Annotated in this window: 19 protein-coding genes and 2 pseudogenes; 3 read left to right on the forward strand and 18 right to left on the reverse strand. The window is 42.3% G+C overall.

The genetic code is table 11. From position 1 onward, the window contains the following. Positions 1-12: 12 nt before the first annotated feature. The 14 genes and pseudogenes from hrpB to JCM16418_RS08795 form a co-directional block, all read right to left on the reverse strand. Positions 13-2,514, reverse strand: coding sequence for an ATP-dependent helicase HrpB (gene hrpB / locus JCM16418_RS08735; RefSeq protein WP_036647696.1), 2,502 nt, complete (start codon positions 2,512-2,514; stop codon positions 13-15). Positions 2,515-2,554: 40 nt separating this feature from the next. Next, positions 2,555-2,935, reverse strand: a complete 381-nt coding sequence (locus JCM16418_RS08740) for a DnaJ family domain-containing protein (RefSeq protein ID WP_052020147.1) — start codon at positions 2,933-2,935, stop codon at positions 2,555-2,557. 100 nt (positions 2,936-3,035) lie between these two features. Continuing rightward, on the reverse strand, positions 3,036-3,842 hold the full coding sequence (locus JCM16418_RS08745) for an SDR family oxidoreductase (protein WP_036647697.1): 807 nt from the start codon (positions 3,840-3,842) through the stop codon (positions 3,036-3,038). A gap of 140 nt (positions 3,843-3,982) precedes the next feature. Then, complete coding sequence (locus JCM16418_RS08750; RefSeq protein WP_052020148.1) at positions 3,983-4,786, reverse strand: hypothetical protein; 804 nt, start codon at positions 4,784-4,786, stop codon at positions 3,983-3,985. Positions 4,787-4,801: 15 nt separating this feature from the next. Beyond that, a complete protein-coding gene (locus tag JCM16418_RS08755) occupies positions 4,802-5,557 on the reverse strand; it encodes a vWA domain-containing protein (RefSeq protein ID WP_036647699.1) in 756 nt (251 codons plus the stop codon). Between the two features lie 35 nt (positions 5,558-5,592). Continuing rightward, complete coding sequence (locus JCM16418_RS08760) at positions 5,593-7,329, reverse strand: SPFH domain-containing protein (protein WP_373280698.1); 1,737 nt, start codon at positions 7,327-7,329, stop codon at positions 5,593-5,595. A 32-nt stretch (positions 7,330-7,361) separates the two neighbouring features. Beyond that, complete coding sequence (locus tag JCM16418_RS26885; protein WP_373280699.1) at positions 7,362-7,661, reverse strand: hypothetical protein; 300 nt, start codon at positions 7,659-7,661, stop codon at positions 7,362-7,364. Positions 7,662-7,832: 171 nt separating this feature from the next. Then, on the reverse strand, positions 7,833-8,108 hold the full coding sequence (locus JCM16418_RS08765) for a WXG100 family type VII secretion target (protein WP_036647701.1): 276 nt from the start codon (positions 8,106-8,108) through the stop codon (positions 7,833-7,835). Positions 8,109-8,229: 121 nt separating this feature from the next. Next, entirely contained in the window at positions 8,230-8,514 is a 285-nt protein-coding gene (locus JCM16418_RS08770; protein WP_036647854.1) for a DUF4176 domain-containing protein, read from the reverse strand. Positions 8,515-8,530: 16 nt separating this feature from the next. Continuing rightward, positions 8,531-9,220 (reverse strand): hypothetical protein, encoded by a 690-nt coding sequence (locus JCM16418_RS08775; protein ID WP_036647704.1) that lies wholly within the window; start codon positions 9,218-9,220, stop codon positions 8,531-8,533. Positions 9,221-9,234: 14 nt separating this feature from the next. Further along, positions 9,235-10,419 carry a WXG100 family type VII secretion target gene (locus tag JCM16418_RS08780; protein ID WP_036647707.1) on the reverse strand — a complete coding sequence of 395 codons (1,185 nt, stop codon included), beginning with the start codon at positions 10,417-10,419 and terminating at the stop codon, positions 9,235-9,237. 6 nt (positions 10,420-10,425) lie between these two features. Beyond that, a complete protein-coding gene (locus JCM16418_RS08785; RefSeq protein WP_036647709.1) occupies positions 10,426-11,256 on the reverse strand; it encodes a hypothetical protein in 831 nt (276 codons plus the stop codon). 16 nt (positions 11,257-11,272) lie between these two features. After that, a pseudogene (gene essC / locus JCM16418_RS08790) lies at positions 11,273-15,254 on the reverse strand (type VII secretion protein EssC). A gap of 51 nt (positions 15,255-15,305) precedes the next feature. Continuing rightward, the gene (locus JCM16418_RS08795) at positions 15,306-15,659 is read right to left on the reverse strand and encodes a hypothetical protein (RefSeq protein WP_036647712.1); all 354 of its coding nucleotides are present in this window, start codon (positions 15,657-15,659) and stop codon (positions 15,306-15,308) included. Positions 15,660-15,995: 336 nt separating this feature from the next. Here JCM16418_RS08795 and JCM16418_RS08800 point away from each other — a divergent pair, with 336 nt between their 5' ends. Next, entirely contained in the window at positions 15,996-16,235 is a 240-nt protein-coding gene (locus tag JCM16418_RS08800; protein WP_036647714.1) for a hypothetical protein, read from the forward strand. Between the two features lie 81 nt (positions 16,236-16,316). On the opposite strand, the gene JCM16418_RS25285 is transcribed toward JCM16418_RS08800, so the two are convergent. The 3 genes from JCM16418_RS25285 to JCM16418_RS08810 form a co-directional block, all read right to left on the reverse strand. After that, a complete protein-coding gene (locus JCM16418_RS25285) occupies positions 16,317-16,460 on the reverse strand; it encodes a hypothetical protein (RefSeq protein WP_162832472.1) in 144 nt (47 codons plus the stop codon). Between the two features lie 137 nt (positions 16,461-16,597). Then, the gene (rsgA, locus tag JCM16418_RS08805; protein ID WP_036647716.1) at positions 16,598-17,680 is read right to left on the reverse strand and encodes a ribosome small subunit-dependent GTPase A; all 1,083 of its coding nucleotides are present in this window, start codon (positions 17,678-17,680) and stop codon (positions 16,598-16,600) included. Positions 17,681-18,053: 373 nt separating this feature from the next. Further along, on the reverse strand, positions 18,054-18,650 hold the full coding sequence (locus tag JCM16418_RS08810) for a DUF2087 domain-containing protein (protein ID WP_036647857.1): 597 nt from the start codon (positions 18,648-18,650) through the stop codon (positions 18,054-18,056). Positions 18,651-18,893: 243 nt separating this feature from the next. Between JCM16418_RS08810 and JCM16418_RS08815 the strand changes: the two genes are divergently transcribed. Further along, positions 18,894-19,880: a YpdA family putative bacillithiol disulfide reductase gene (locus JCM16418_RS08815; protein ID WP_036647718.1), complete on the forward strand. Its 987-nt coding sequence runs from the start codon at positions 18,894-18,896 to the stop codon at positions 19,878-19,880. A gap of 35 nt (positions 19,881-19,915) precedes the next feature. Continuing rightward, positions 19,916-20,359 carry a DUF441 domain-containing protein gene (locus JCM16418_RS08820; protein ID WP_036647720.1) on the forward strand — a complete coding sequence of 148 codons (444 nt, stop codon included), beginning with the start codon at positions 19,916-19,918 and terminating at the stop codon, positions 20,357-20,359. 74 nt (positions 20,360-20,433) lie between these two features. Here JCM16418_RS08820 and JCM16418_RS08825 read toward each other — a convergent pair. Further along, positions 20,434-22,181, reverse strand: a pseudogene (locus JCM16418_RS08825) (ABC transporter ATP-binding protein). Between the last annotated feature and the right edge of the window lie 73 nt (positions 22,182-22,254).

A 22,254-nucleotide genomic window follows, 5' to 3' on the forward strand; every position in this document is an offset into this window, starting at 1 on the left:
TGGAAAATAAATTTATTGAGGTCGCGTTCTGCGTGTTGGTACAGCTTCTAACGGTTGGTCTGGCCAATAATGCTTAGGATATCGACCCTTGAGGTCTTTTCTAACTTCAAAATAACCTGTTCGCCAGAAACTTGCCAGATCCGACGTTACCTGTACGGGTCTCTGTGCCGGAGATAGAAGATGGAGTGTAATAGGAATTTTACCATTACCAATACAAGGCGTATCCAAAAGTCCAAACATTTCCTGCAATCGTACCGCTAGCGCAGGATGCTCGGGGCTGCTGTAGTCAATCGGAATTTTGGAACCACTTGGTACACTCAGATGTGTTGGCACTTCTCGATCTAACTGTTTGCGCTGCTCCCAGCTCAATCGATTCTCTAGTACATCTATCATTCGTAGTCTCTGTAAATCATTCTTGGTTCTCATCCCCGAAATATAGGGCAGTAACCAGTCACCCAGCGTAGCAAGGAGAGCCTCATCCGATACATCGGGCCACTCTGAATTCAGTACATGCATATATTGTAATCGCTGTCTTAACTGAATGGATGATTTCGACCATGGCAGGAGCTGTAGACCTTCCACAGTAATCCCCTCAAGTAAAGCAGTCGACACGGCTTCTGCTGGAGGATTAGGATAGGGAGAATCTTTCAGAATAATTCCCCCAAGTTTAAACTGTTTGCGCGCTTTAACACCTTGTAGGTCTCTGTCCCAGCTTACTTGCATGACTTCTTCCATATCCTTAACATGGGCGGCATACAGCTGTGCTTCCGTAAGTTCAGCTGCGAGCAGCACTCTTCCCTCCGCACCGCGATCATCCACAACCGCTGCTACGATAAAGGAGCTCCGACTGAGTTGCTGTAGCTGTAATAACTCAACACGTCTTCCACTTGTAAGTAGAAACTTACCATTGCCACGCCCCTGTCCAATTCGGTCTGGATATGCGTAAGATAGAAGCAGCCCACACTGCTTCACATCCATTTCGCTATCAGGTTGAATACCGAGTGACTTCTCCATATGCCGGCTCTCCCGAAGCATACGACGTAACTGGGACTCATCTGCTAGTAAGGCTTGATTGATATCAGCATCGTTTCTCAACCAATTGATCCACTGCAGCATACGTGTCTCAATATCCACATCTCGACCCGGTGTTCCTTTATGAAATGGATCACGTTCTTGAATGAGAACTGCCAGCATGCATGCCAGTTGACTCCTCCCCATAGCCATTCCTTGGAGCACCATGCGTGCTAATCGGGGATGCATACCAATCGAAGCCATCTTTTTACCCTCTATTGTAATCGCTCCACCCCTATCGAGAGCACCTAATTCATGCAAAAGCCCATTTGCGCGCGTGTAAGCTGCATCCGGTGGACAATCGAGCCACTTTAGTTGCTGAGGATCCTTTACTCCCCATGTAGCGAGCTCAAGCGCAAGCGGAGCCAAATCAGTTTGAATGATTTCAGGCGTATTCCGATCTCTCAAAAAGTCATGCTCTGTCCGGCTCCACAGCCGGTAGGCAGCTCCTTTTGTAGTCCGACCAGCTCGTCCTTTCCGCTGATCAGCAGATGCTTTGGATACAGGGACCGTTGTTAAATAAGGCATCCCTGTACGCGCTGAAAACACTTGAGTACGCATTAAACCGCTATCTACTACAATTTGTACACCGTCAATGGTAAGACTGCTTTCTGCAATAGATGTAGACAGTATGATTTTACGATTCCCTGCTGGATCGGGACGTATGGCTTCGTCTTGTCTAGACTGTGGAAGTTGTCCATACAACTCCCGCAAAACACATCCTTGCGGAATACCGCCCCTCTCTATTTCCTGGCGCACTTGCCGAATCTCTCTTACCCCTGGGAGAAATACGAGCATGTCTCCTGGAAATTCGGTCAGTCCTTGCCGAATGACAGCAGCAGTAGCCTTTTCAAGCGGAACGTCTGAATGACGTGGAACATATACAGTTTCGACTGGAAATTGCCTGCCGGGGCATTGGATGATAGGAGCATTTTGAAGCAGCGCCGCTACCGGTTCAGCATCTAAGGTGGCCGACATTATTAGAATTCTCATATCTTCACGCAGAACGGATTGTGATTCTAGAGCCAAGGCTAATCCTAAATCTGCATGAAGATTTCGTTCATGAAATTCGTCAAATATAATTAAACCCACTTCTGCAAGCTCCGGGTCACTCTGCAACATCCGGGTGAGGATTCCTTCAGTCACGACTTCTATGCGCGTGTGTCGGCTAATTTTTGTATCCATATGAACACGATACCCTACGGTTTCCCCAACCTTCTCTCCTAATGAAGAAGCCATAAATTGAGCAGCCGAACGTACTGCCAGCCGGCGTGGTTCCAGCATAATAATTTTCTTATGTTCCAGCCAGCTTTCATTTAGGAAGGCTAGTGGTACTTGCGTTGTTTTACCCGCTCCAGGCTCTGCAATTAAAACCGCCGCAGTTCTCTTTTGTAAAGTTTGAATAACTTCCGGTAATACCTTAAGAATAGGTAAACTGGTCATCTTGAGTATGTCCACCGCTTTCATTAATAACTGGTCATTTTTATTTAGTCGATTTACCGAAATTTGTGATGTGTTGTTCATACTCTCGAAAAGCTGTATTGTCTTTCCATCCACGTTCTTCAGCCAATCGCTGTAAGCGCAATCGCTTTTCATTCAATTTAGTCTGTAAATCTTCCTTCTCATCAGCATGCATGCATAGATTAATTAAGTTCTCTAACCTGAGGCAATCACCCTGCAATGCAAGTTCATCTGGAATAAGTCCTGCATTTTTCATAATTTTATAAGGTACGCGTAATTCAGGTGGTATATGAGACAAATCCTCTATATATAGAGGCTTTCCTTGACCCGGTAAATGGTTGAATTCACCTTGCTCCATGGCGTCTTTTATTTTTTGTTCGGCAAGCCAGTCCATAATCCCCATATCGGGTAACCTCCCTTATAGACTCTCAATTTCTCCTAAATATAAGTTTAACATAACAAAAAAAGCCGTTCCATGAACGGCTTCACATTAGAATGCAATATTAACACAACAGCGATTCAGCACCATCAATAATGATTTGCGCACCCGTAATATGGCAGGATTCTGCCGAGCCCAAGAAGGCTACGAGATCAGCAACATTCTCTGTAGTACCCGGACCTTCTGCCAGCGGCTGACTTCCCTCCGGAAATTCAACAGGAATAACGATTTCTTTCAACTCATCTTTTTTATGAGTACTTTGATCAATATTCGTTGCTATAGCTCCCGGACATATGACATTAACCCTAATTTTGTATTTGGCTAGCTCTAGTGCGGCCATTTTAGCAAACCCAACTTGTCCTGCTTTAGTTGTACTATATGCTGTCATACCAAAGCTCGAAAATCTTCGATTTCCATTAATAGAGCTTGTTATAATAATGCTTCCACCCTGCTTTTTCAAGTGTGGAATAGCGTATTTAACCGTTAAGAACGTGCCATTAAGATTAACATCCATCGTTTGCTGCCAATCCTCAAGCGTTAATTCTTCAATAGGAGCAACAACGCCATTAATACCCGCATTAGCAAACACTACATCTAAGGAACCGAATAATTCTACCGTCTCAAGTACACCCTTTTCCACACGAGCTGCATCCGAAGTATCTACATCAAATGCTCTAGCAGCTCCTGGACGTATTGCATTAATTTCCGCCTCCGTCTCCGAAGTGCGATCATTCAATAGATCAAATAATGCTACGTTTGCACCCTCTGAAGCCATTTTAATGGCTGCTGCTTTTCCTATTCCTGATCCCGCTCCGGTTACAATGACGGTCTTCCCTTCAAATCGCTGTCTATTCATCTGTTCCTGGCTCATTATATGATCGCTCCTCTTGATTTTCTCATTAGATATCTCATTGTCTCAAGATTACCCAAAAATCAAGAAAACTAAATCACCAAACGAAGTAATTATCAAATATTTCTCTTTTATTTTATATTCGCTTCTATTCCGGCAAACTACCACTTTAATTCTAAGAAGGCTGCATCATCACATAGTCCACCCGTGTGCGGTGCATTAAGTAGTAGCTGAATCTGCTCATCTGGTAGCCATTGACGCATTGGATCCAAATCATCTAATCCATCCGTATATAACTGCAACCGCATTGGCTCACCATACTCAAGTCGGCTCTGATATACATGTGGCAATCCTCCAACCGGGCCACTTCGTGTTGACCAACGCTCCTTAGTTAGCATCGTTCCACGGAAATATTGGCTGATTTCAGTCTCATCCTTCCAGTACCTAAGACGAGAATCCCCTTGCCAGGCCATCCAAATTCTTCCTTGTTTTTTGCGTGTCGGTAATTCAATACGGCCACAAATGTACATGGTTTGACTTCCTAACCGTTGCTTGTCTTCAAGCACTTCCCTTAGAAGAGGTGATACATCACCAGAAGGAGTTAACTGTTGAAGCTGCTCTGTAGCCTCTGATGTAATCTGCTTCATGTAGCTTCCAAATCCCGCTGAAGACCAATCAGAAGTCCGCTTAAGCCAGTCTAGAAGTGTGTTACCTAGATACCTTGCGGCGAAATCACCTTGATAACTCATACTCACACCATCACATAATACAAAATTGCATACATTGCCCTGAATATGTACACCTACAAAATCTTGTCCATTCTCACCCTGAATCAAAGTATCCATGGCTCTCCCGTAAGCATATCGACATATGAAATCCCCTGTATAAGAGGTTACGTGCTGTTCAGTTGCCTGCGAACTGATGAAGGTGAACTGTTCAGCCGTATTGGTCAATTCTGTTCTCATATTCACTACATGCACCTACGCTCTCACTGGCGTTGCCGCCGACATTTGAAATCCGATGGAGACAAGTTCCGCACAGCTACCTGGAAGCATCATCAATGCACCCGGTTCAAGAAGGTAATCTGCTTCTACCAGCATTTCACGATAACTTTCGGGAAGCTGCGAAGACATATTGCGCAATTTAACTGCATGCTCATCCACAAGTTCTGTCTCTGGAAGCACACCCTTCCAGCGCCGAGGCTGAGGTATAGGGGCGTTTAACATGTGATCCGATATAAATATATTCTCCACAAGTACATTCCCGTCGGGTACACTCATATTCATTATACGTTTAGCAATAGGTTCTGGATCATCACCTGTTGCCACGCCATCTGTCATATGACACACCAATGGAGCTGGACAATCTTGAATATGAGGTAGCTCAGACTGTAAAATTCGTTCAGCCTGTAAAAAAGCTTTGGCTGCATCTGAGAACCTTTTAGGCGTCAAATCTGGCAATGAACCCACTGCAGCAATTTCATCAATACCCTTAATACCATTTAATAAGTCGTAAACATCATCACTGTAAGCAAGAATTGCAATCCTATATCTTGGTGTAAGGCGACTTCCTTTCGTTGAACGAAACACCATCTGACGAATCGCTAGCGATAGAGCCTCATATACAATATCAATCCGCCTTTTATTATCCATCAGCATATTCATCGAGGCGCTGATATCAATTAAATATATAATTAAAGCTGGTGTACGCTGAGAAGCCTGAATGGTGTAATTCATCTAGCATATGCCCCCTTATGAACAGTTTCTAAATTCTAGGTGTCCGGTAGTTTATAAGAACTATTTGCGAGTAGCTTATACACACCATTTGCACGTGAGCTAACTCTACCAACAGATGCAAAATAACTAGAATCGCTTTCATATAATCTTACAAATTGCAATGCATATTGTTTCGCTTTGGCATTATTACCGCCCTGTTGAGCATTATATGCCTGATTATAATATGCAATGAGCTGTACAACTTGATTAGAACGTTTCTTATTTAAAGCTCTAGCTCTTTCTGCGGCTCTCTCAGCAGCTTTCTCAGCAGCTTTCTCAGCAGCCTTTTTACGCTCTGCCTCTTTCTTTAAGGCCAGCTCCTTTTGCTTTGCAAGATACGCCTCATATTGAGCCTGCTTTTCGTACTGCACCTGTAATTGTTGCTTGCGCAATGCTTCCTTCTTCTCCATTTTCTTTTTCTGAGCCAGATAAGACTCGTACTGTGCCTGCTTCTCATATTGAGTTTTTAACTTATTTCGCTCTGCCTGCTGCACACGCAACCGTTCTTGTTCTAACGCTTTTTTCTTACGGTCTGTCTCTTCTTGCTGCAATCGCTTGGCTTCAGCCTGTTTCGCTGCTTCCGCTTTTAATTGATCTGCATGAATACGGGCAGAATTCGCTTCGGCCGCCGCTGCTTCCTGCTGCGCTGCTTCCTGCTGCCTTGTTTGTTCACGTTCGACTCGTACCTGATTTGCAGCAATTCCCGATCCTCCAAGTAGTAAAATAACTACAGAAGCAATTAAAAGCCACTTTTTCGAACGGTAAAAAGGAACCTTATCCCGGGAATTATCTTGTTCAACTTTAGGATATAGTTGATCTTCCAAACCCTGAATAGCTGCTTCTAATTCAACTTGCATAGGAGAGCCACTGCCGACAAAATGATGTGCAGAGCGATATACCTCCAAAGCACCCTTCAAATTTCCTGACTGCTCTAGCCCACGGGCTTGATTAAATAATCGGGTAATGACTTTCCCGTCTGCGTTTGCATGAGTTCCAGCATCGGAGCCGAGGAGAAGGCTATTTCTTTCCGCTTCACTTAGACCTGCGTAAGGAATCACTGCCTCATCATCTGATGTTGTAGTTCCATGATCTGAACTCGATTCTTCATCCTTCTCAGGTACTACCTCTGTTGGTAATTCAATAGAATTCAGAACAACCAGCCACTCTCCGAATGTAGGACAACTACTTAAGTCCTGACTTTCCCATGCCCGTGTAAATAATTCCGTTACTCGGCTGCCCCAGTTCCGTTCTATGGATTTCTTCAAGATCACATATCGTTCGCACGGTGTCTGCATTTCTACTTGGTCAAAGTAGCTCTCGCCCCAAGCTTTCTCCACAATCAACGGATCGCACCATGCCAGCATTTCCCCTATAATTACTGCACCAGCAAAACGATCTGCATAGGCACTCCAAAGTCCACTCTGCACCGTTCGATGCGACGCGTATCCCGGGGAACCCGCAAGAAGTACGTCAGGTCGATCCATCTTAGAGCTGTACATCTGCTCAACGTCTACCAATTCAACAGCAGCAGTCTGGTCGGGTAATTCCACTTCAGAAAAAAACGGGATCATCACATTGGGTGCCGAAAGATCGCAGTGAGCAAGCCCTCTTTGTTCCATCCCTGATCCAATGCCAGACAATGCTTGCGCTAAGGTTAGACTCTCGCTCAGCTGAAGCTGACGCTGATCTGTAATCACATCAAACCAGGTTAATCCATATATCCATGGCATCAAGACAGAGTATAGCAAATCAGGATTTTCCGCGATCAACTCTCCGTTTCTTTCGGGAGTGAGCACGTCTCGACTACAGACCTGCAAACCCGGACTTCTACCAAAATTATGCATATTTTCGGATTGATAAACCATGCAGGTAGCCGGAATTTAGGGAAAAATACTTTCAGTGCCTTTGCACCATTGATGTCTCCGTCTGATGGTATCAATTGGTATACGATTCCTTGCCTGCCTGCTTGTGCGTAGGCCAAGCCGGGTGCAGCCGGATGCTGTCCTACAGTGTAGGCCGCTCCGTTAATGAATAATTCATCGCCCGGATTCGGCTGAAAAGACATAACCATCCCTCTTTCTTATATTAAATCGATTGTCAGCCTCTCGCGATAAGCCTGGCAATCCGTTATGTATACATATGTTTTATTAGATTTGACTACATAGGACTGCAAGAAAACCGGGAGCTTACCACACCCGGTTCTCAAGCTTATGTGAAATTTATCATTCAGCAAATTCTAGCGAGTTTCGTCCACAGAACGGAATTTCGTTGCAATTGCAGTCAGTTCTTGACTGATACTATTAAGAATTTGCACAAAAGATTGCATTTGTTTGTTGGCATCTTGAAATTCCTGGAAGAAACGTTGTTTCGTCATACCTTCCCATTGCCCTTCCATACCATGAATAGCTTGTGTCAACGTTGAAACGATTTGTTGACTTTGCTCCCCACTTTGCTTGAACTGGTTAGCTACTTGATCGACCTGTTCTGGGGTAATTAAAATGCGTCCTGCCATCATTCGTCGCCTCCTTGATTATTCGATAGTTTTCATAGTTAAGCATGTCAATCTTCGACTTTATACTCTCTATGATTTTCCAAGATTTTCATATATCCTGGTCATGATTCCTTGTACCCTCTTATTTGGGATGTGAAACATTTTCCAGTACCTTTTGAAATCGATCTTCTTCGTCATTAATATAACCAATATATTCTACTTTTTCGACATCATCTTGATTAAACAAAAAAGAATAATTTGGATCAATATATCCCTCAGGATAAACTACGCCTATGTAATCAAATAGCCTATTGCTTTCAATCTGAATTTGTTTTCTGCCATAGATCATAAGTTTTTTATGAGCGCCCTTAAGCAGAACTACCGATCCCAAAGGAAGTAGCGCATCGGTTTCTTTCCGCGTCTCCATTGCTTTAACCACCCTCTCATTTAACATTATGCATGTTCCTTTTTAATTCCATATATTTAGAGAGATTACTTGTAATTAACATATAGCACAAAGATAGTAACAGGAGAAACACGATGATCAAAACAACTTTAATACTATATCCACCAACCCATTTTATCAGTACACTTCCCAACAAAATTCCAGCACCCGATCCAACAAGGATGTAAGATCGTGCTTTTTTTAATTTAGTTGGCTCAGGTTCTTCTGTCCCCATATTCAAATCTACATCGCTTTGATGATATTTCCCTATACGTTGAAGTGTTCTATGAATCATATAAAGACAAACGAATACAACAATATAACCTAAAACAGTGGCTATCATAAACCAGTCCGAGGTTACACCTAGTGTTGCATAAGCTAGTTTATTTGCTGCCGCTAGAAATGCAGATGATGCTAACACTCCTAAGGCGCCCAGAAATAGTAGATGAAATATCTGCATACGGGCAGGGAAAAGAATGATTATAACTCCCATAATATCCATGATTACCAAAGGAACTAACAACATCCAAGCCCATAATTCAACATACGGATCTGCAAAAGCCATCACAAGCAGCAGTAAATTAGGCAAAATAAGCAAACTCACCGTTTGTGACCTAATCAACCTAAGCGGATAAACCGCCTCTTCTAGTAATGAATCTCTCTTTGATTGTGTATTGAGGCCATTCATAGTCAGCTCTCCTTCTAAACGAACAGCTTGCTGAGATTGCCCAGTTTCTGTTGCACTTCATTTGCAACCTGGCTCGCCCCATGTGATACGGCTTTGATCGAATCTGAAACGGTTTCTATTGTATCTTCAGCGAGATGCTCAGCGCCCTCAGCAACAGACTTTATTCCATCTACCGTACTATCAATCGCTGTATCCACACCATCAACAGCATATGTTTTTAAAGATTTTCCGTTGATTTCAATATCTGTTACTGCAGAAATTACAACGCCAGCTACAAGACCAACGCCTGCTCCAACAATTGTGCCAGCTACAGGTACTGCTGAACCTACTGCCGCACCGATTGCAGCACTGCCAGCCAGTGTTCCTAACCCAATCCCACCGTTTACCACTACACTAGCTGCTGCTCGGGTTGCCCCACCTTGTTGGTAATCTTGGTATCCAGATACACCCGTATCCAGTATTAATCCTGCATAGCCGAGTTTACCTCCGATACCTTTAACGGAAAAAGCCTCTTTAGCAGCTATTTTGGGATCTATAAATTTCCACACCTGTGGATTCTTAGCCGCATTGTTTAACGTATATCTTGTTCCGTTTATTCCTTCTTTTAATGCAAATGAAGAACGTGCCCCTTTAATTGTGGCAACAGACCCGTTATTTTTCATATTCACATTAAATCCACTTTTGGCCATCGCACCAAGCATTAAGGAACCATAACCGATACTCGCCCATCCTGCGGCTGTAGGACCTTGATAACCCCAACCTACACTCACTCCATCGTCATTGTGTTGTGAACCCACAGCATTTACCGCTGATAGAGGATTCGACATTACATTCGTTGATTCATATCCGGGAAGTATAGGTCCATTACTCTGATTTCCGGGCAATTTGAACATCGCCAAAGGAGAAACAAATATAGGCGCCTCTTTCAGAATAGAATTATTCTGCATATCCGCTGAATGAAATTGCTCAGCTTTATTTTGAATATTTCTACTCATCTCAGCAAGTAAATTTGTAATCAGTTCACTTTGACGATTAGCTACCTGCCATTCATTCATTACGGACTGGCGTATGGATGCTTCCCATATCAAAGAACCAAGTGCTTGGTTCAGCGTGGCTGTTATTTGACGGATTTGCTCACTACTTTGCTCTAATTGACGACTTAAAGCCCGAAGTGATTCCGGTTCAACAGAAATACGCACAGATCATCACCTTCCATCTGATTCTGCAGTCTGCTTCAACCATAGAAGCAGCATCTCTTGAAATTGTTTCTTGCTAGCCGGGCTCGCAGTCAGCCAATCTTGTTCTCCGCTCATACTCATCCGGACAAGCCAGTTCATTGAATCATTAACAATAAAAGCAGCATTCTGAGTTTCCCATCCGCTTCCATTCCATGTTGATAAACGTAATTCACCTTCAGTAGAACGGTATTTCATACATCGGGCAAGCGCAACCGATCCTTCAGGATCATTCGTAACTGCCGCTAACTCGTCACTTAAGGTATCAATATTCATTTCTGGTGATTGGCTAAACAATTCACCAAATTTCTTCTTGGACAACAGTAGTGCAGGCACCTCCGCAGGTGAATAGTTCTTGAAGTTCATTTCTTCAACTAAACGACTACAGGCTTCTTCAACATCACCAAGTTCATCTAATCTATAAATCAAATTTTCATCATCACTTCTGCACACTTGGACTACCCGTTCATTCGTTACATGAAAGTAACCTTCGAATTGTTCATTACCTTGACTATACTTTAACCAGCAAGAGCGTTTAGCCAAACCTGCAATGGCCACTCTGGAGAATACTTTAGGTGGCATAGCTAGTTCGATTTCGTTCTCTTCCTGAATCAAGTATCCCTTGTTAATTAAAGATGCTCTGACGGTTTCCCATTCTTCAGCAATATCCTCTGAAAGATATCCTAGAAATGGATCCTCGACACCTAAAAGCCGATCTGAGCCGAGAATCCCAGCTAGAAAAAAGAACTCTTTATTATCAAGAGTAATGGTGTCCTGTTTGGAAGCATGAATCGTCAACATTATGAGCCACCTCCCCTCAAACGACAACATGCCATCGGTCGCGTATTTCTGTTATCCAGCGATGGCTGTTCCAATAGTCATCAAACGGAATTGCAGCTTTAACCCTGGCATATTTCCGTTTAATATAGTACCCCTGACCCGGAGGCAAAATTTTCAAGCTTCCTGGGGCATTGTTGGACTCTGTAAAAGGAATCCGAAAGAACGATAAATCATTAGGGTCCAAAGTCCCAAATAGAAATCCGCTTTGGCATGATTTAACATCATTAAACCATTCTACACCGAACCCTGGAAAGTCTGCCGGTACGCCTGACAGAATAACATGGACATTTCGATCACGTCCCTGTCTGACAATGGCACTTAATTGTTCTTTTACTGTAAAGTCATGAAGCTGTTTGGATAATGCATCTGCATCATCAATAATTAGCACCAAAGAAGGTCCTCCGCTCATATTACTTCGTTGCTTAACCTGATCATATAAACATTGGATAAGCATGGCGAGTTCTTCTTCACGTCCAGCATGAGCTTGTACATGAGGTAACCCTTCTAATTGTCCAATTCCACGGCCTCCATAACGTGTATCTACCGTATACATTTGGAGCTGGGCAGGAGAAATATAATAAGCTAAGGAAAGCATCCAGGTCAACAGAAAGGATGTTTTACCCCCTTCCATTGGGCTTCCTACGATGAAATGTGGTCCTTCTTGCAAATCCACATGAAAAAGATCTAGATCATCACTCATTAATCCCACAGGTACACTAAACGGAGTATGTTCTGTTCGTGCTATGAATTCCCCAGCGGCAGGGAGTAATTGTCGAAGTTGAATTTTATCAGGAAGCATTTCAATCTTCGGAACTTTGTCGCCTGTCCACTGTTTACTTAGAGTAGAAATTTGGTTTCTCAACTCCTGTGAACGGCGAACCTCATCGTCACCTGCCGCAGGAAGAGCACACTGGAATTCGAGTGGAGGTATTGCCCCTTTAACGAGGCCACGACCTGGAGGCAACTGTCCTGGATTACGGGAAGGCCTTCCTACTGCATAATAATAGTCACCTGCATCTGCCAGTTCAAAAGTAACCGCATGAGCAATATTACTACGTACTTTCTCATAAATATCCGAAATGCGATTCGATGTAATAACGAAGGTCAAGCCGAGGCTTCCGCCTTCTCTAAGTAAATATTCCAGCATCTCATTCTCATCAGGATATGTATTTCGAAAATTCAAATAACCATCAATTACAATTAGGATTTGTGGTAATGATTCCGGGTGTGAGCGTCGATATGCTGCAACGGTCTTCACTCCAGCTTCGGCAATAAATTCTTTGCGCTGAGCTGCATTCTTTATCAGAAAACGAAATAACCTCTTGATCCGATCTTCCTCTTCTGACATCATCACTGCACCCACATGTGGGAGCCCTGCGAAATCACGCATCATTCGCCCCATATCTATGATGTATCCATTCCAATCATCTGGAGAATACTTGCGTGCAAGGGACATCAGCAGCGTTTGGATAAACGTCGTCTTACCAAGACCAGGCATGCCGTATACAGCCCAATGCCCTTGAAGAGATACGCGTAATTTTCGCTGACTTTGAGCAGGTAGATCATCAATGATACCTGCGACTCCCTCTACTTCCTGAATAAGATCTGAACCAAATTCATCTTTCATAATTTGATCTAAATCCAGACGATCAGGTAGAGGAGGTAGCCAAGGGCCTTGCAATCGCTCTATTTGTTCTTCTTGGGCCGCTTGAGCTAATTTATTTATAAAAACTTGTAGCTGCTTTGGCGATTGTTCAGATTGCACGCCAGGAGCCGATAGGCTACCGGTAAGTACACTCTCACGCTTACCATTTAGGCCGATTTCAGCTACAACTAGACGCCCAGGAGAATCATTTTGTTCCACATATGGAGCCCCGCTCCATGCAAACTGCATCTCTTCGAATATCTCATCACTGCCGACTTGGAAATATCCCCGACCTGGCTTGTTAATCCAAGCAGCGTTAGGGATTTTCAACATATCACGGCTATCACCTTCATCCTGGACACGTAAGCAAATACGAAATCTAGAATTACTCCATATTTTATCATCTACCACACCAGCAGGTTTCTGCGTTGCTAGAATCAAATGCACACCTAATGTCCGTCCGATTGCTGCAATACTAATTAATTCATCCATAAATTCAGGCTGATCTTTCTTAAGCTGAGCAAACTCATCAATAATGATAACCAAATGAGGAAGAGGCTGTCCATTCTGATGCTTCAGAAGCTTATAGTACTCATCAATATGCTGAAGATTGCCGGCATCATTAAGTATTTTCTGGCGACGTACAAGCTCTGCCTTCAGTGAGATTTGTGCACGGTCCATCAAACTACTACTCAAATTCGTAATTGTACCTACTACATGAGGTAAATTAACAAAGGTGTTAGACATCCCTCCACCCTTGTAATCTATCAACATAAATGCTAGATCATTCGGATGAAATTCCGCTGCAAGAGAAGCTACAATAGATTGTATAACTTCACTTTTACCAGAACCCGTTGTACCTGCAATTAAACCATGCGGCCCATGACCACGTCTCTCTATTTTATCATGCAGGTTCAGGTTTACTTTCTTTCCACCCGCTCTTACCCCAATAGGTACTGGCAAACTGTCTGGAAATCTATTTCGATTCCAACGCTGCTTGACATCGAAGGCATCGATACTATCAATATTCATCATTTCAAATAGAGGCAATATTGCAGGGATATCCGAAGCCGATGAACGCTTTAGCCTTATTGGAGCCATATAGCGAGCTAAAGAATCCACTTTATCAAGGGATAGGATGTCCGCATTAAAGTGTTGTTGCTCAAAAGACCCATCCTCCTGCTTCAACGTGTAGCTGCCTTTTCCTTGTCCCACCTCGACGATGAGCTGACATTGCATAGGAAGCGTCTCCTTGCGGTCTGAAATGACAATGGTGCATGTGTCCACCATCTCTGCATCCTCTAGAAGTAACGGAAGCACCGGCTCTTCCTCAACTAATTGACTACTCGCTAAAACAACGACATATATAGGAATCTCAGGCCCTTTCCTCTGTCGTTCTTTACGCGAATTTTTCCGTCTATTAAGCTGTTGGAATAATTCGTCCGCTAATTGATGAGCACTGCTACGACGGTCAGCCATAAATCGTTGACTACGCTGCTCATCCAAGTATGTGGCAACCATCTCATCCAGTCCCAATCTTCTGCATCCTTTTCGTCATAAAAAGAGGCTAGCTTACTTCGTCTGGAGAATGTCGAACAGCAATTTGTATGAGAGTAACCCGTAATGCGTTCATTACAGCTTCTCGGTCCCCAACCATCCCAATCACCTTCGCTTGAAAAAGTGGAAGTGTGATCGATGAACCCTGTACAGTCTTAAACTGTTCTGCTAGATTCTGAGCAGACTCTATTAATGGGTCCTTTACGTATCCATCAGCACGGGGAGACTTAACTTTCACGTAGAACGGTAGACTACCTATACCCACTCTTGTCTGTAGAAAGTCTTTGTCTTCTGGAGACCTTTCCCAGAGCGAACTCATGCGATTCTTGACAATGTGAAAGCAGACATCAGGATCTCCATGAATGTCATACAACACATCCACCTGCTCCTTCTGCCCTGCTATAAGTTCTTCTTTATGTTTTTCCAGTTCTGCATTGTACATACGCACTCGCTCAGCAAGCTGTTGCTTGTACTTCTTCTTGTTACCCAAGTATACAAAAAAAGGGATGGTGTATGAGGTTAGCATCATCATAACAGACACCATTTGAAACATCATATAATTGCCATTCCCCATTTTCCCTGTGAGATTCATATAAATATAGAAGCCTATACTAAATAGAGTCATCGTCACTGGTAGTACAATGGATATAAGAGAAAATGAAGGCTTATTGGGCTCATTTGGAGGCCTTAGAATCTCCATTTCTTCTTCTCTAATCATCGGTTTTATTCGCGGTGAGCGTTGATACAGAACATTCACGAAACGTCAGCCCCTCTTTAACTGTCCGGTTAAAAATGATCAAGTCATCACTTATTCCGGTATTTCCGAGTTTAAATGTTCGTTAACCCCATTGAAATCATTCTGAAACAGGCTTCGTCTACCATAGATAGGTGCCTCTTCCTCAGTAGTAGAATAAGCACGCTGAATTCGGATGGAGCTTCCTTCTCTCAGTCCGGCTTTTGCAACGTTCTGAGCATCAATAATCGTAAACCACTGACCTTCCGGAAATTTTCCTTCTAATATATATTGTAATCCATCCTTAGACGGTTCACCATAAATTCTCATGCCAAGCAGGTTTTTAAGCTGGATAATCGGATAATCATCAGGTACTTCAATATCAAACCATTCTCGTTCATAACGATTTTTAACGACAGTAAGTATCATTAGTAGCATCCTCTCCATAAAAACTTACCTATGATAATGTATCACTCTTGCATTTTTATGTCAATTTGTGACAATTTGACTAGATGATCATGTAGTAAACTGTAGTTTTATAGGATAAATTGACTATTATTTTTCAATAATTTTACATATATAATGCAATATCCAAAAATATTTTTATATTGAGTCCTATGAATCTATTCTATTTTTCATGAAATAATAAAGTTGAATACTATGAAAATATTTTCTCAATTTAACTATTTATAAGCTTTCTTTAAGGTATTTTTAATAAATGGGGGTTAGAATACAGGTATGGAATAACACGAAGAGGTGATTTCTATGAGAATGTTAATCAGTTTTCAGAACAAATTGGTACCTGTATATTTCACTACTGATAGTAAACAGCCTGTACAGAAAATATTGAAGCTGCTAAGCGGCACCTTAGACAATAAAATTCAAACTGGTAAAAGAGCCATTCAAAAATGCTTGAACTCGTTAATCAGTATTGAAATTGAAGGTTCAGAAGCGATTTTACACAGTAAAAGTGAATATGATACGTTAGCATTGTCCCTCTATTAAGAGGGATTTTTTTTGAAATATAATCATTGTATACAAACAGAGGTCTTCAATGAAGACCTCTTAATCTTTGGTGCATATACTCTATATTATATGTGTCCTTACTTGTGACGTTTCTGCCCGTTCAGCCTTCTTGATGCGGATTTTAAACAATTGCAGTAGATTGGCTCGTGTGTGTTCTTCAGGGCAGGCGTCCAGTTTTTTGAGAATAAAACGATCAATGGACATTCCTCATCCTCTCCCTTAAACCAACGGATTTACAGGAACATATTTCCTGTATTTATTATTACCCTCGTATATTTTTCTCAATCAATAATTAGCACGGAAGGATAAGCCACGAATTATTTAAAAAGTTTGAGCTTGAACTAATCGATTTCGATATCCTTTTTCCACTTATTTCTAACCTGACTACGTTCGCGCTCTTTGGATTTAGAGCCTGTCACTCTCGCATGACTTCTTGCCTCTTTTCGAGCTTGGAAAGCAAGTTCCTTCTGTGTTTTACGATAATTCAGAACACGCTTCTGATCTAATTCACCAGTACGAATGGACTCTTCTATTGCGCATCCAACCTCCCCTTCATGCTTACAATCCGCGAAACGGCAACGCTTTCCTATACATTCAATATCTGCAAAAGCGAGTGCAAGTCCACCTTCGTCCTCGTACAGCCTAAGCTCACGCATACCTGGTGTATCCACCATTACGCCTCCTTGCGGTAAAAGGAATAGCTCTCTATGCGTAGTGGTGTGCCTTCCTCGGCTATCATCTTCACGAACTCCTTGCGTGTGCTGAATATTTGAACCCGACAGCCAATTTACGATAGTAGACTTACCACACCCTGACGAGCCTACCAGTGCCAGAGTTACACCAGGTTTGATATAAGCATCTAGTAATGATTTACCTAAGTCATTAGAAGCACTTACAGCATGAACTGGAACGCCGGGTGCTGCCAGCTCCATTTCAGCTACTTTCAATTTAACATTTTCGCATAAATCAGACTTACTAAGCAGTATCACTGGCGATACGCCACTGTTCCAAGCCATAATCAAATACCGCTCCATTCGGCGTACATTATAATCATCATTTAGTGCACTAACAAGAAACAGAATATCTACATTAGCCGCGATAATTTGTTCTTCAACCGTGCTAACGCCAGCAGATTGACGACTGATACAGGTTTGGCGTGGTAGCACACCATGAATAATTCCCTTATCTTCATTGGGTAACAATTGAACCTGTATCCAGTCTCCTACAGCTAATCCTGTTCCCCTATTGATAAGTTCACTACGCAATCTACCAGAACACGCTCCCCAGATTTCTCCTGAAGCGGTGATCATACGAACTTTTTGACCGAAATCAGCGATAATCCGTCCCGGGACATGATCGGTGTGATCTACATTCGACCACTGTTCCTCCAACCTGCTATTCCAACCATAATTTTGTATATTCAAATATGTTCCTCCTGAAAATCTAATTTTAAAAAAACATAAAAAAGACCGACGGTTTATTCCGTGGCCTTCATGTCCGTATAGATGTGCTACACATCTATTCTCGCCATAAAAAAACCGCGGAACCCAAAGGTCTCCGCGGTTAAGAATGTACAATAAACATTCATATGTATAACAAATTCTAACTGACAATGAAAGACGTATGTACATCACATAATCACGTCTGTGCCAGAACTAACCGTTATACAACAATCCGTTGAAAGGAGACCGATAGCATAAATTGGTTGTACAATCTTATTGATTTCATCATGCTATCATCTCCTTTCCATTCATATGCTGACATCATATATGGCTAATAACATTTTTGTCAAGTCTCTTATTTTACTTGTTCCCACTTTGTCCATTGCTCACGCGGATTGAGTTCATAAATATCATTCTCTCTGTACATAAAATGGTGCATAATAAATTCTCTACGAATCGTAGCGAAATCCTCATGATATTGCTTAATAAACTCATTTAAATCTCTTTCCGTATATTGACGTCCAGGCTCAAGTTCTTCGACCATATGCTGTAAAGCAATCAGCTTCTTCTTATATTGAGCAGGAATCTGACGCAACCGGCCATCTTTGGCAAAAAAATTACGCAATACAGATGTTTTTAACGTTTCATTTACAGGTTCGGCTGTCATGACATCTTCCCCCATCTTCGTTATAAATTGTAGTGATGCCTCAGCGTGCTGTTTAATAAAATACGGATTTTGCGCAAAATAAACCACATTCTTATCACGTCTCTCCGTGATCAAAGCCGCTTCCCTAAGCTTCGCAGCATGATGTGTCACGGTAGGCTGTGACAAATTTAATTTCTCTGCCAAAGCCTGTCCATTCATCTCACCTTCAGATAACAACAACAATATCCGCATTCTTGTTGGATCAGCTAATGCCTTGTGATAATTCACGATTTTATCTAATTGCATCATAAAATTCTCTTCACCTCATTTCAGAATTTTGAATTATATCTAATTAGATATTTATCTAATTTTATGGTTATATAATATGTTTGTCAATCCGTAACCGTTTTCATCATGTTATGAAGCATTTGAAACTGCTCATTTCCTGCCCCCTTGCTGGTTTTCAAGGCCAAATTACGATAGGATAAGAAAGGTATATACGGGTTAATTTAAATGAATGGTCTCATTGTCAGAAGGAGGAAATATAACATGCAAGACGTTATTATTATCGGAGCTGGACCTTGCGGACTGTCCGCAGCTATAGAATGTGGTCGTCGTGGTTTAACTACACGTATTATTGAAAAGCATTGTCTAGTGCATTCCATATTTTTGTATCCCACGCATATGCAATTTTTCAGCACGGCAGAACTTCTTGAAATCGGAGACATTCCGTTTCCAACACCCAACGATAAACCTTTCCGCTATGAAGCTCTTTCGTATTACAGAAAGGTTGCTGAGCACTATAATCTATCCATTTCGCAATATGAAGAGGCCGTTTCTGTAGAACGCCTGCCAGATCATACTTTCATTGTTCATACCCGTGATCGCAGCGGCACGAAGCAACGCTATGAAGCACGCCATGTTGTCATCTCAACTGGATACTTCGATCATCCTAACTATATAGGCATTCCTGGTGAAGATCTGGATAAAGTCACCCACTATTTCCGAGAGGCACATCCATACACAGGGATGAGAGTAGCAATTATCGGCGGCAGTAACTCTGCGGTAGATGCATCTATGGAACTTATTCGCGTCGGCGCACAAATTGACATGATTTATCGTGGTGAAACCGTGTCTGAGAATATAAAGCCTTGGGTCCGCCCAGCTTTTGAAGCGATGGTGCAAAAAGGTAAAATTAAGCTCCATACACAATCCATGGTAAAAGAAATCAGCCAGTTGTCTCTTACGATTCAAGGTCTCGATGGAACGGTTACAGAAATCGATAATGATTTCGTACTCGCATTAACCGGGTTCCGTCCTGATCGACACCTACTCGCTTCTTGCGGGGTTGAGCTTGACGGAGACATGGAGAAACCTCTGTACAATCCAGAAACCATGGAGAGCCAAGTTCCAGGTCTGTATGTTGCGGGTGTTATTGCTTCAGGGCGTAATGCAAATGAAGTGTTTATTGAAAGTGGACGTAAACATGGCGTGCATATAGCAGAACATATTATGTCAACTCGGGCTAAGCATTAAGGCGTAGATTATTACGAAGGAAAGGGTTGAACCCTGTGGATTTCACTGCTCTAATTCTGCTTGGTCTAGCTGGTCTAGGTATCTTCAGCAATAACACGCCTATAACAGTAGCGATGATTATTTTACTGCTGCTACGAGTGTTACATCTGCAGAATGTATTTCCGTGGCTTGAAAAATACGGTTTGACCATTGGGATCATTATTCTGACCGTCGGTGTCATGACACCCCTTGCCAGTGGCAAGATCAGTTTAAACCTTATCGGCGAGTCTTTTCTCAGCTGGAAATCTTTATTGGCTATTGCAATAGGTATGTTAGTGGCGTTCTTAGGAGGACGCGGTGCTTCACTGATGACTTCACAGCCAACCATCGTTGCTGGACTGTTAATCGGTACGGTGCTCGGTGTAGCATTCTTTCGAGGTGTGCCCGTTGGTCCTCTTATCGCTGCAGGGATTTTATCCCTTTTAATCGGAAAATCATAAACATACAATCCTAAATCAAAAGAACCGTTTACGAAGTAACAGATGTTACTTCGTAAACGGTTCTTTGATTGTAATTATGCTTCTAAATGCTGCACATTATATAGACGTGCATAACTTCCATCTAAGTTCATTAGCTCATTATGCGTTCCCTGTTCAGTAATCATTCCATGTTCCATGACTACGATGAGATCGGCATGAGTTATGGTCGATAAACGATGAGCTACAATCAGTGTTGTACGGTTCGCGGCAAGCTTTTGCAGTGCCTGCTGAATTAAATGCTCTGATTCAAGATCGAGCGCGGATGTCGCTTCGTCAAGAACTAGAATATCCGGATTTTTTAGAAACACACGAGCAATGGCAAGTCTCTGCTTTTGTCCACCCGAGAGCTTGACCCCCCGTTCCCCTACTTCCGTTTCATAACCTTCGGGAAGATTCATGATGAAATCATGGGCATTTGCAGACATAGCTGCTGCTTCAATGGATTCGGTACTCGCATCAGTATTACCGACCAAAATATTCTCACGTACAGAACCACTGAAAAGGAAATTATCTTGTAATACCATTCCAATCGACTCACGTAGACTCTTCATCGTTAAATTACGCACGTCTGTGCCGTTGACGGTAACGCTACCTTGTTGGATATCATAAAATCTTGGAATTAGAGATATTAAACTAGATTTACCACCGCCACTCATCCCGACGAAAGCCACGGTTTGCCCCTGCTCTATTTGCAAATCAATATCCTTCAATACCCAATCACTCTTGTCATTATATTTAAACCACACTTTATTAAAAGCAATTTGACGCGCAGAAGTTCCAAGCTGCTTAGCATCCGGCGCATCAACAATATCATAGGGCTCTTCCATCAGCTCCAATACTCGTTCCCATGATGCTGAAGCTTGTGTTAAAACTTGAGATGAATTAATCAACCTTCTCAATGGAGCATATAGTCTGTCCAAATAGCCAAAGAAAGCAACGAACGTACCCAATGTAAGATCATGCTGTATAACTCGATATCCGCCATAACCGATCACTAGGATCGGAGCGATATCTGTCAGTGTATTGATAATGGAAAAAGTTAATGCATTCCAGCGTGTCTGAGCAAGTGCCTTGTTCAGAAAATTCTGATTAATACCTTTGAATTTATGATGATCAAACTTCTCTAAAGTGAAGCTCCGTATAACCGAGATACCTTGGATGCGCTCATGCAAGTAAGCCTGTATACCTGCCAATGCTTGTGAACGATCTTTCGTAAGCTTCTTAAGTCTTTTGTATAACATACTTACTGCGATTCCATAGAACGGTAAAATGGCGATGGATACCAAAGTAAGGACTGGATTTAAAAAGAACATAACAATTAATACAAAAAGTAATGTAAACATATCTAGCCAAATGTTCATCATACCCACTTCAACGATATTCTTCGTTTGTTCCACGTCGTTAATAAAACGTGAGATGCTTCGCCCGTCTTGGTGTTCTGGTAATAACGCAATGAAAGCCGCTGTAAATGGCTATACAGTTTGTTGCGCATATCAAACAAAATTCGACTAGTAATTAGCTGTGAAAAATACTGACGGTAGTATTCCACTGGGCCTCTAACAATAATAAATAACACCAGTGCCCCGCCCAAAATAACAAATAACTTCGAGACCTGCTCAGCTACCGTAAGCTTTGGATTCATGAGTAAGTCGTCAACTACATATTTTAGAATCATCGGTAATGTTAGCGGAATGCCAAATTTAATCATTCCAATTAATAACGTAAGTACGATCCATTTGGTGTAAGGCTTAACAAATTGATAATAGGCTTTCCAGTTGCTCAATGAACTGCACTTCCCCCTTCTACGTTGTCCGAAGCTCTGGCTGACGCCTTTATTATGATGTGACCATAACAAT

The organism is Paenibacillus pini JCM 16418 (assembly GCF_000576305.1).
In the GTDB taxonomy this organism is placed as follows: domain Bacteria; phylum Bacillota; class Bacilli; order Paenibacillales; family Paenibacillaceae; genus Paenibacillus_AQ; species Paenibacillus_AQ pini.

Coding starts and splice junctions, on each gene's coding strand:
- hrpB (WP_036647696.1), bottom strand. CDS start 2,514: ATGACCAGTTTACCTATTCTTAAGGTATTACCGGAAGTTATTCAAACT.
- JCM16418_RS08740 (WP_052020147.1), bottom strand. CDS start 2,935: ATGGGGATTATGGACTGGCTTGCCGAACAAAAAATAAAAGACGCCATG.
- JCM16418_RS08745 (WP_036647697.1), bottom strand. CDS start 3,842: ATGAGCCAGGAACAGATGAATAGACAGCGATTTGAAGGGAAGACCGTC.
- JCM16418_RS08750 (WP_052020148.1), bottom strand. CDS start 4,786: ATGAGAACAGAATTGACCAATACGGCTGAACAGTTCACCTTCATCAGT.
- JCM16418_RS08755 (WP_036647699.1), bottom strand. CDS start 5,557: ATGAATTACACCATTCAGGCTTCTCAGCGTACACCAGCTTTAATTATA.
- JCM16418_RS26885 (WP_373280699.1), bottom strand. CDS start 7,661: ATGTCTTTTCAGCCGAATCCGGGCGATGAATTATTCATTAACGGAGCG.
- JCM16418_RS08765 (WP_036647701.1), bottom strand. CDS start 8,108: ATGGCAGGACGCATTTTAATTACCCCAGAACAGGTCGATCAAGTAGCT.
- JCM16418_RS08770 (WP_036647854.1), bottom strand. CDS start 8,514: ATGGAGACGCGGAAAGAAACCGATGCGCTACTTCCTTTGGGATCGGTA.
- JCM16418_RS08775 (WP_036647704.1), bottom strand. CDS start 9,220: ATGAATGGCCTCAATACACAATCAAAGAGAGATTCATTACTAGAAGAG.
- JCM16418_RS08785 (WP_036647709.1), bottom strand. CDS start 11,256: ATGTTGACGATTCATGCTTCCAAACAGGACACCATTACTCTTGATAAT.
- JCM16418_RS08795 (WP_036647712.1), bottom strand. CDS start 15,659: ATGATACTTACTGTCGTTAAAAATCGTTATGAACGAGAATGGTTTGAT.
- JCM16418_RS08800 (WP_036647714.1), top strand. CDS start 15,996: ATGAGAATGTTAATCAGTTTTCAGAACAAATTGGTACCTGTATATTTC.
- JCM16418_RS25285 (WP_162832472.1), bottom strand. CDS start 16,460: ATGTCCATTGATCGTTTTATTCTCAAAAAACTGGACGCCTGCCCTGAA.
- JCM16418_RS08810 (WP_036647857.1), bottom strand. CDS start 18,650: ATGCAATTAGATAAAATCGTGAATTATCACAAGGCATTAGCTGATCCA.
- JCM16418_RS08815 (WP_036647718.1), top strand. CDS start 18,894: ATGCAAGACGTTATTATTATCGGAGCTGGACCTTGCGGACTGTCCGCA.